9 protein-coding genes are annotated in these 8,165 nt (G+C 33.4%); all 9 read right to left on the bottom strand.

Annotated features, from left to right (window positions below; all coding sequences use genetic code 11):
* Window positions 1-238: 238 nt before the first annotated feature.
* Entirely contained in the window at window positions 239-880 is a 642-nt protein-coding gene (locus IW15_RS21800; protein ID WP_131368621.1) for a hypothetical protein, read from the bottom strand.
* Complete coding sequence (locus tag IW15_RS23080; RefSeq protein WP_034715740.1) at window positions 881-2,296, bottom strand: RHS repeat-associated core domain-containing protein; 1,416 nt, start codon at window positions 2,294-2,296, stop codon at window positions 881-883.
* Window positions 2,297-2,526: 230 nt separating this feature from the next.
* A complete protein-coding gene (locus IW15_RS21790) occupies window positions 2,527-2,976 on the bottom strand; it encodes a hypothetical protein (protein ID WP_034715739.1) in 450 nt (149 codons plus the stop codon).
* Window positions 2,976-3,995: an RHS repeat-associated core domain-containing protein gene (locus IW15_RS22275; protein ID WP_051882312.1), complete on the bottom strand. Its 1,020-nt coding sequence runs from the start codon at window positions 3,993-3,995 to the stop codon at window positions 2,976-2,978. Before IW15_RS22275 ends, IW15_RS21790 begins: the two co-directional genes overlap by 1 nt.
* Window positions 3,996-4,151: 156 nt before the next feature.
* Window positions 4,152-4,838, bottom strand: a complete 687-nt coding sequence (locus IW15_RS21780) for a hypothetical protein (protein ID WP_131368620.1) — start codon at window positions 4,836-4,838, stop codon at window positions 4,152-4,154.
* A gap of 401 nt (window positions 4,839-5,239) precedes the next feature.
* A complete protein-coding gene (locus tag IW15_RS21775) occupies window positions 5,240-5,602 on the bottom strand; it encodes a hypothetical protein (RefSeq protein ID WP_034715736.1) in 363 nt (120 codons plus the stop codon).
* A gap of 4 nt (window positions 5,603-5,606) precedes the next feature.
* Window positions 5,607-6,548, bottom strand: coding sequence for an RHS repeat-associated core domain-containing protein (locus IW15_RS21770; protein WP_262483686.1), 942 nt, complete (start codon window positions 6,546-6,548; stop codon window positions 5,607-5,609).
* A gap of 125 nt (window positions 6,549-6,673) precedes the next feature.
* On the bottom strand, window positions 6,674-7,054 hold the full coding sequence (locus IW15_RS21765; protein ID WP_165585239.1) for a hypothetical protein: 381 nt from the start codon (window positions 7,052-7,054) through the stop codon (window positions 6,674-6,676).
* A gap of 53 nt (window positions 7,055-7,107) precedes the next feature.
* Window positions 7,108-8,022 (bottom strand): RHS repeat-associated core domain-containing protein, encoded by a 915-nt coding sequence (locus tag IW15_RS21760; RefSeq protein WP_262483685.1) that lies wholly within the window; start codon window positions 8,020-8,022, stop codon window positions 7,108-7,110.
* Window positions 8,023-8,165 lie beyond the last annotated feature (143 nt).

Raw genomic sequence — 8,165 nt, 5'->3', positions numbered from 1 at the left:
AGCATAGTAATCATTGGCATCTGTGATTTACAGGGCACCTGCGCTGTTTCTTCCAAAACTTATCCTTACATTACCCAAATGATCTTTATACTGGTAAATATACTTATTGTTTTCAAAATAAATATATAGCTCTTTATATACAAAAACCACTGCTAATTGCAGTGGTTTTTGTATTATTACTTCACCACACGATGTAATCGTGAGGGAGCGATGGATATGTCTGAAACTTATATTCAGCTTATTTTTTATTTGTTCTTTTATATTTTGCCTGACCAACCGGAATTTCATTTACATCTAACCCATACCAAACTTCCATAAAGGTTTTTAAATCAAAGGTATTAACTCTGACCGGAACAAATTTATCGTTTTTCTTTTCTAAGGATATGAAATTTTCAACAGCATCCAATGTAACATCGTTACCTTTTTCGTATTTAAAAAATTCTGATTCCATCAAGTCTTTTTTACTGATCCGAATCTGATTAGATAATTTTTCCATCTGATTTTGGTCAAAAAAATTAGAGCCTTTAAAAAAAACAATTACGATATTTTTAGAGTAATTGTAAAACATAACTCTAAATTTTTCATTCATTTCGAACTGCCCACTCACACTATTTAACTGAGAAAATAGAGTTGGTATATGTGTTGAATAATTAATCCCCACAATCTCTGCCTGCGCTTCATCAAAAATATCATCAAAATCAAAAGTGATAAAAATAACTTTATTTCTTATTTCCGAAGTAATAACTTTGGTTTTGTTTAGATAATCAATACTTCTTTGTACTCCTTCTTTGATCCCACTATTCTTTATAAATGACAACCTATCTTGTGCGGATGAGAGTAGACTTACAAAAAGTAATATAGATATATATATAGTTTTCATTTATTTTATTAAATTAGGTAGTTTAATTTGTTGTCTTTGATTTAGTTTTGGAGAAGCCTTTAATTCACCATTTTTTCCTACAATTATGCTAAAAGGAACAAAGTAATTCTCTCGTTCTTTTGTTCCCGCTCCTGTATAATATATAAAATTGTAAGCATTGGGATTAGAAACCCCAACATCATGAGGCTGCGGCATTGGGTTATATGGATGAGTATGACCAGAATAAATATTATTTTCATATGTAAGTCCTTTTTCTCCAAATGCCCAAGGAACTTGAACTTTATCAGCAATATGAGTAGTCCCAACTAAAAAATTATTACCCTGCCCTGTTCTAAAACCTCCAATTGTCCATTCCGCACTACTGTTGTCTGCTGCAAATTGGAAAACTTTTTTAGCGTCTGTAAAGTTACTAGTTGTTCCATGACTTAATCCACCGCTATCTTTACCCGAAAGTTGGCTTATAAGTGTTCCATCTGAAGGACTGCCTTTTTCCACTTTCACATAATCTTTGTTTTCTTTTCCTACTCCATCTGTTGCTTTTTGTGCATTCCCATTTGTATCTTTTACTGCGTTTCCACTTGAATCACTTTTTGCAGCATAAAGCCTGTCAAAATTATCTTCAGTTTTCTGAATTAGACTAACATTTCCATTTTGATCAACTCCGTAATCGTCATAATTCATTCCGTTAGAATCCACATAGAAAATAGGATTATTTCCAGACATATGATAAGTAGACATTGGTTGATACATTTCCGCCAGTGGATCTATTACACCCCATCTTCCAAGATCCGGCATATACATTCTCGCTCCGTAATCATACATACTTGTCTCCTGCAACTCCTTCCCGTTATATTTATAATTCTTATAACTTCCCTGTCCATAGAATGCATTCCCTGTTTTCAGGTGGTTCATCCCGTAAGGATAGTAATCATTAGCATCTGTGATCTCCAGAGCGCCTGTGCTGTTTCTTCCGAAACTTATCCTTGCATTACCCAAATGATCTTTATACTGGTAAATATACTGATCTTTTTGGTAATCATAAAACCCTTCTGCCGTCGGGAAAAACTGAAGATCAGCTGTTTTGATGGTAAAAACAGGGCCTCCGGGATTAAATGGCGGGTCTATTCCAGGCTCTATAGGAGTCGGTCCTATTTCATCAAGGATAAAAGCCTGCCTTTCCATAGCCAGTCTGGTTTCGGAAAAAAGTTCCGTACTTCCACCTCCGCCACCGCCTGAGCCGATGGTTTCGCTTTTCAGGTACTGGAAGCCATCAAGATAATCTGTCGTCTTTTTTGTCGTTGTATATCCTGCCACCCCCAGGATGGAAGTCGTATTTTCTTTTCGCAGCTTCACCCCGGCAGCCGTATATTTGGTTTTGAAAAGTACCGTTTCAATACCGTTTCTTTCTACTTGCACATCATCCGGAAGGTTAAGAAAATTGTACCCGATCTTGGTGATTTAAACTTCCGTCCAATTCATCAATCTTCGAGATGATACTTTCAAACAGGATTTCTACAGTATGTTCCCAAAAAGCGTACTCGTAGAAAAAAAATACGCTATAAACACAAAAAACCTCACAAAATGCGAGATTTTTTGTGTTTATTTATCTGCTCAAAGTTACAAACTTTGCCATCAGAGGGTTGCTGTTATTTATCCCATCCTATATGGTTTTCTAAGATTACAGGGTCATATATCTTATTAAGTCCTATAGGTTTATAAAACATCAAAGTTATTGTTAAAGGCTTATTCATATAATTACTATCGTTTTCTTTTTTAATTGTATACTGAACATATTTCATTGTTGTATCGGGAGAAAGTCCTGTAGTGTCCTTTATTTTTATATTTTTTTGTAATATTTCATCAAGATTTAAAATTTTATAGTGATCATGTAAAAAACCTAAATCTCCCATTGTAACCCCAGGGAAATTTTCAGAATCATAAATTAAATTATTATACGCTTTTAAATCATTTGTTTTGACAGCTTTCCAATATTCTCGTACTGTATTCTTGATTTGCTCATCATCTTTTTTCTTCTGATTTACACAGCTTACACATAATAAAATTAGAATTAGTGATATGTATTTAATTGTCTTCATTATGGTGAAACTTTTTTATTTGTATTTAGTTGTTCATCAAGAGGCTGTATAGGTAATCTATTATCCCTTAGAATTTGTGTGCCATTCTGAATAATTAAAGAATTTGGCATCAGTCCCGCTCCCGGATTAGGTAATGTTCCGTCGAAGACATAATTTACTACATCATTTCTTGTTTGTGAGGTCATGTCGATTCCGCTTTGATCAACAAATTGAATAGCTCTATCCATTGTTTTAGCCTGAGAGTTTATTAGTTTAACATCATTTGTTGCATTTACATAATTCTCTGAACTTTTAATCGCATCAGGAATATTAGCGCCCAATTTAATTAGGGCTGCAATTTCTCTTACGCCCAAATCTGCAGCAACAGTTTTATCTGCCGCAACCTGCTTAAGATTCCACATCTCGGCACCTGTCTTTGTTGTCGTTGGTCTTTGACGATCACTATGTCCCGGATAATCTTTCATGTTTTGCAGTTGTGCATCACCCACTAAAGGACCACTGTATTTGTAAGAATTTAGCTTTAAACCTGATGAACCGGAAGACATTCTTGCTCCGCCCGGATTATAACCACTTGTTGATAGTCCTATATCTCCAGCAGTAAATGTTGCCCGTCCATTACTTACTTGTGATCCCGGAGCACGAACAACTCTCATCGCATTCCCATGAATCGCAAAAAATCCAGTATGATTTTTTAATAATTCAAGACCTTCCAATTCAACACCCATTCCCAATTTATTTTCTTGGAATGCATATGTAGAATTGTAAGCGTATTTTTCAGCAAGCGGATCAATATTAAAGAACCTTCCCACATCAGGCATATAATTTCTCCACTTAAAGCTATAAAAACCAGTCTCTTGTAATTCCTGTCCTTGGTACTTGTAATTCTGGTACTTACCAGCACCAAAATATGCATTTCCTGTCTTTAAATGGTTCATCCCGTAAGGATAGTAATCATTAGCATCTGTGATCTCCAGAGCGCCTGTGCTGTTTCTTCCGAAACTTATCCTTGCATTACCCAAATGATCTTTATACTGGTAAATATACTTATTGTTTTAAAAATAAATATATAGCTCTTTATATATAAAAACCACTGCTAATTGCAGTGGTTTTTATATTATTACTTCACCGCACGATGCAATCGTGCGCTATTTTGACACCAGTAAGATACTCCCAGCTTAGGGAGTACTGTTTTGACAAGGTTGACAATTTAAACAAGATGCTCCAAATCTGGTTTCTATAAAAGTTTGTCTGTCTTGTACTAAAAATCCCATGTTTTCTAAGTCTCCTGTTTTTTGATTGATAAAAAAAGTGAGATAATTCCTTATATCAGCTTTTGTTTCAATTTCTTTTCTCATTAATCTTTGCTTATCCCAAACTTTATTTTTATTTACTTGTGCAACATAACCATAATTTACGTATCCCTTCAAGTTTCTCAGAATGAGATACACATCCGGTTCTAATTCTATTATATCCTGTTTCAAAACATCACCAAAAAGCTTTTTATCTTCCTCCTTTACTGTGAATTGAACCTTGCCTTTTTCAATCAATATATCTTCAATACCCTCATTATTGACCTCATTTCGATTTATGATTAAATCATGCATATGTTTATTGTAAGGCTCATATCTTCCTGAAACATCTATGATGAAAGGTTTTTTCGTTTGAAGAATACGGATGCTGTCTTCCTTTTTATTAACGGTAAGATATTCTATTTCATTATCTATTGATACTTTAGAAAATTTAATAAAATATTCCACCTCTTTTTTTAGAGTTTTATTGATAAATATTTTATCCAAATCCTGCGAAAAAAAGAAATTGCAAAAAAGCAACCCTAAAGCTATGTAGTATTTTTTATTTCCCATTTTTAAACATTTGAAATTCATTTAGTTTATTCAGATAATTCTTTGGAGTAAAGCTTTGCTTACTGTTAAAACGTGTGACATCTCCTTTTCTAGTTCTCCTCACTCTAACCGCACCAATCCTTTCGTGTGGTTAAAAAACTATAAATTACATTCTGAAAATTACAATCCCATCTAAAAGTCCTTTTTATCAGAATAATCTACCTCATTGTTATATCTATAATTTTATTTTACGTAAAGATATAAAGTGAGGAAGTTTACTGAAAGTAATTATTAATAAAAATGCCACACGAAAGGATCCGTGCAGAAGCTTAGGGAAACGCTTTTATAACAAAAACCCTCGCTTTTGCGAGGGAATTTTATTATTGATTACGAACTCAAATCTGCGACACAGGTTTATTATATTATTTTACTATGCAAATATTTTGATTTTTTTCTAAAGTATAATAATGATTATATTTAATTATGGTTGAATCATTTAAAATATATTCATTGGGAGATTCAACACCATGTTGTATTAAATCACTCACAGGAATTATTTCTAAAGAATAGCTTTTTCCTAATTTAATTTTTTTACAATTATTAGAAGTATTCTCTTTAAATACTTCTATAATATCATTATTATCCGCTATTAATATGTTAACTTCATTATTTTCTTTAAAAGAGACTATTGTCCTTGTTATATTAATAGGTTTTGAACTAACAATTGCATTGTTTGTTTGACAACCGTAAATAATAAAAAAAAATAAAAGAATTGTACTTTTCATAAAATTATCTTTTTAGCCTTTTATCGTCTGCATAAACTCTATATAAAGGAAGCTGTTGTACTTTTCCATTAGCATCTATTTTTCCAGCAAATCCTTCATAATATTTTCTAGAGCCCATTCCTGTAGTTTCGGTTCTTGTTCTAGCTGATATCACTATATTATCATATGGCATCATCGCTCTAGTTGCATCATGGAATTTATTAAAAACAGGATTGGGATTTCCGGTAGTACTAATCGAAATATCACTTTTTGTTTTTAAAGACTCTTGTGTAATAAGCACATTTTCGACAACTTCGTGAGTCATTCCCGTTCCTTTTTGTGTTCCTGCAAAACTTTCTGCATTTCCTAATACTTCTGGATTTGTATATTGTGTTCCTGTACTAATTCCGGTTGCCGAATCATAGTCAGCTCCACCAAAAGATCCTCCCGGAATTAATCCTCCGTTTGGTGTTACATTATTATTTTCAGCATAAATTCTAGAATCAGTATTGGGACTGTTTTTAATACCATCATACAATACTTTATCTGTTTCAGACAATTTATTATAGCCGCTTTTACTTAGCTTTGCAGTATCTAATTTCCCGTTAGAATCCTTAGTCATAGCAAGACTACTATTTGCATTTAATTGCTCAAGTGCTTTATCTGCTAAATTCTCCAGAAGATGAATATCTTTGTTTTCCATTCCATCAGGATCAATAAATCTTATAGGGTTGTTATAAGCATAATTATAAGTTGACCATCTTCTCGAAGTTTCTGCCAACAGATCTACAACACCCCATCTTCCAATATCCGGCATATACATCCTTGCTCCGTAATCATACATACTTGTCTCCTTCAACTCCTTTCCGTTATATTTATAATTCTTATAATTTCCTTGTCCATAGAATGCATTCCCGGTTTTCAGGTGGTTCATCCCGAAAGGATAATAGTCGTCGACATCTGTAATTTCAAGAGCTCCTGTGCTGTTTCTTGTAAACTCACCTTACATTACAGTCGCTTTAATATACCCCACCACATTGTGATGGGGTTGTTTTATTTATCTACAGACACAAGCTTTAAATAAGAATATTGCTACTCATATTCAAAAGGAACCGTAAGCTGTCTAAGCTCAAACGTATCTTTATCTTTATTTAGTCCTATGTACTTTCCATTATTAAGATTAATCCTCAAAATCTCTTTTCTATTATTTAATTTTAAGCTAAACTTAATGTCTTTCTTTAAATTAATATTACATTTTTTTTCAAGAATTATTTCTCCATTTTCAGAAACTGAAATTTTGTTAGGTTCAAAAAATGTTATTATTATTCCAGCAAAACCAATTTCTCGGGAAGTAAGAATTTTATTTTTAAGCAATCCACATTTTCCTAGTTTTAAAGAAACTATATCTCCTTTAAAGTTATCCTGAAAAGATACTTCAAATCTACTGTTAAGATTTTGAGCATTAGAACTCAACCCAATGAGTACACAAAGTATGAAAAAAAAATTTCTCGTTATATTAAAAACTATCATTGTCTTACAGGTATTTTCTGATTTCCATTATTAAGTTTGCCATTATCATATGAGTCTTGCATTTGATTAATTTGATCTTGTGTTACCGTTTTTCCTGCACTTGGCGAATACGTTTGGATCATAATATTTCCTGGTGCTATTTTGGGATCAGGATGTCCTTGTAGATTACCAGAATGCCCTATCTCATGAGCAGAAGTCCGTTCTAATGTTGCAAAACCGCTGGCTGTCTTTCCAGTTCCTGCATATTGTCCTTCTTTCGCTTCTGTCCCATTTAACATTTGAGCTCCAAGATAAACAGTATTTTCGCCATAAGTGGCTTTCCCTAAAGTACCTTCAGGTTCATAACCTCCTAATCCGTTCGGTATCTTTCCGTTATCTACAATTCTAAACGCATGATCTGTTTCAGTCAAAGGATTGTCTTCTGATGCAACTGTAATATTTGTAACTACATTTACTTCAAATTTATCGCCTTTAATACCATAAACATCCTTCATTGAGCTACCAATCCTATCAGCATAAGAATTCATTTGTTCAGAGGTAAAAGCTTTTCCTGAATCATTAATTACTTTTCCTGTAACTGTCATCGTAACTACTGTAGTTCCATCTTCCCGAACAGTTTGTGAAAATCCAATATGTTTTGCTTCTCTTCCATCCGGATCAATAAAATTAATAGGATTGGTAAACGCATAGTTATAAGGACTATGTCGTGTCATTTTCTCCGCTAGCGGATCAATCACACCCCATCTCCCGATATCCGGCATATACATCCTCGCCCCATAATCATACATACTTGTCTCCTGTAACTCCTTTCCGTTGTACTTATAATTCTTATAACTCCCTTGTCCATAGAATGCATTTCCTGTTTTGAGGTGGTTCATCCCGAAAGCATAGTAATCATTGGCATCTGTGATTTACAGGGCACCTGCGCTGTTTCTTCCAAAACTTATCCTTACATTACCCAAATGATCTTTATACTGGTAAATATACTTATTGTTTTCAAAATAAATATATAGCTCTTTATATACAAAAACCACTGCTAATTGCAGTGGTTTTT

This window comes from Chryseobacterium soli (assembly GCF_000737705.1).
GTDB classification, from domain to species: Bacteria; Bacteroidota; Bacteroidia; order Flavobacteriales; family Weeksellaceae; genus Chryseobacterium; species Chryseobacterium soli.
Note: the sequence above shows the minus strand (reverse complement) of the source record. Positions and strands in the feature narration are given on the sequence as shown.

Excerpts from the sequence above, each read along its gene's own strand:
- IW15_RS21775 (WP_034715736.1), bottom strand. The coding sequence starts at position 5,602 with ATGAAAAGTACAATTCTTTTATTTTTTTTTATTATTTACGGTTGTCAA.
- IW15_RS21790 (WP_034715739.1), bottom strand. The coding sequence starts at position 2,976 with ATGAAGACAATTAAATACATATCACTAATTCTAATTTTATTATGTGTA.
- IW15_RS21800 (WP_131368621.1), bottom strand. The coding sequence starts at position 880 with ATGAAAACTATATATATATCTATATTACTTTTTGTAAGTCTACTCTCA.
- IW15_RS21780 (WP_131368620.1), bottom strand. The coding sequence starts at position 4,838 with ATGGGAAATAAAAAATACTACATAGCTTTAGGGTTGCTTTTTTGCAAT.